This is a genomic window from Vibrio sp. 10N.261.52.A1 (assembly GCF_002876325.1).
Classification (GTDB): domain Bacteria; phylum Pseudomonadota; class Gammaproteobacteria; order Enterobacterales; family Vibrionaceae; genus Vibrio; species Vibrio chagasii.
On record NZ_MCYD01000997.1, the window covers coordinates 1 to 1,634 of the forward strand.

General features: G+C 46.4%; 2 protein-coding genes. Both read left to right on the forward strand.

Annotation, left to right across the window (positions count from 1 at the left end):
* Positions 1–1,029: peptidase T (gene pepT, locus BCT81_RS21615; RefSeq protein ID WP_102425790.1), on the forward strand; the 1,029-nt coding region annotated here is incomplete at its 5' end.
* 76 nt (positions 1,030–1,105) lie between these two features.
* A complete protein-coding gene (locus BCT81_RS21620) occupies positions 1,106–1,573 on the forward strand; it encodes a DM13 domain-containing protein (protein ID WP_102425791.1) in 468 nt (155 codons plus the stop codon).
* Positions 1,574–1,634 lie beyond the last annotated feature (61 nt).

Below are 1,634 nucleotides of genomic sequence, written 5' to 3' on the forward strand. Positions count from 1 at the left end.
GCTGTGCCTGCTATTGGCTTTGTCGCGCACATGGATACCGCTCCTGACGCATCAGGTGCGAACGTGAAACCGCAGGTGATTAGAGATTACCAAGGCGGAACGATAGAATTAGGCACAAGTGGTGAGAGCTTAAATCCAAGCCAATACCCAGATCTTGATGCTCTTCATGGTCATGACCTTATTACAACCGATGGTACTACTCTGCTTGGTGCCGACAATAAAGCAGGTATCGCTGAAATCATCAGTGCTATCGCTTACCTAAAAGCAAATCCTGAAATTAAACACGGTGATATTTGCATTGGTTTCACGCCAGACGAAGAGATTGGTCGTGGTGCGGATTTGTTTAATGTAGAAAAGTTTGGCGCCGAATGGGCGTACACTATTGATGGTGGACCTGTTGGTGAGCTGGAGTTTGAGAACTTCAATGCCACGAGTGCTGATGTTATCTGTCACGGTGTGAACGTTCACCCTGGTACTGCGAAAGGTAAGATGGTGAACTCGATGAACATCGCTGCGCAGTTCCAATTGATGATGCCATCACAAGAAACGCCAGAATGCACTGAAGGCTATGAAGGTTTCTACCACTTGAAGTCAGCTGAAATGGGTGTCGCTCGCTCTGAGCTTGGCTACATCATTCGCGACTTTGAGCGCGAAGGCGTAGAAGCGCGTAAGGCATTCATGCAACAAAAAGTGGATGAGCTAAATGAGCGTCTTGAGAAAGGCCGTGTTGAGCTGGTGCTAACCGATAGCTATTTCAACATGAAAGAGATGGTTGAACCTCATCAGCACATTATTGAGTTGGCTAAACAAGCGATGATCGAATGCGATGTGGAGCCGATGATCAAACCGATCCGAGGTGGTACAGATGGTGCTCGCTTGTCATTCATGGGCTTACCATGCCCGAATATCTTTACTGGCGGTTACAACTTCCACGGTATTCACGAGTTCATTACCATTCAAGGCATGGAACAGGCGGTGAAAGTGATTGTTGAGCTGTCACAACGCACAGCCGTTCACTACCAAAAATAGCGGCCTTCAGTGCGATATCTCTTTGTATTTTTGAGAGTATTCAATAATACTCTCTTTAAGCATAAGGGAGTACGCGATGAAAAAGTTAGTTTTACTTTGCACCCACTTAGCCGTGGGTGCTGTTGGTTTTGGGCTTGGTGTTTATGCATTACCCATCTTAATTGAGCCTGATTCTCCTTCTTCGAGCTCAGTTCAAGCGATCAGCCAGCAGGCTATTTATACTGGTGAGTTTACTAAAGACCGCCAAGGTAGCGATTTCTTGCACTGGGGCGAGGGGGGCGTGTCGGTCTCAGAAAGCGCGATTGCGTTTGAAGGCGAACTTGCTCCTGGGCCGGACTACAAGGTCTATCTATCTCCTAAGTTCATTGAAACCGAGCAAGCCTTTAATGACAGTAAGAGCGAGTTACTCAGAGTCGGAGATGTCAAAACATTTGACCGGTTTATGGTTGAACTACCGGAAGGTACTGATCTTAATCGATTTAATACCGTTGTGATTTGGTGTGAAACTTTTGGCCAATTTATTACTTCTGCCAAGATAAAATGATAGCCTTCTAGGGCGTGTTGCTCTTTCGAGTTGATTTTCGCAGCGAGTTGCTGGGCATTTA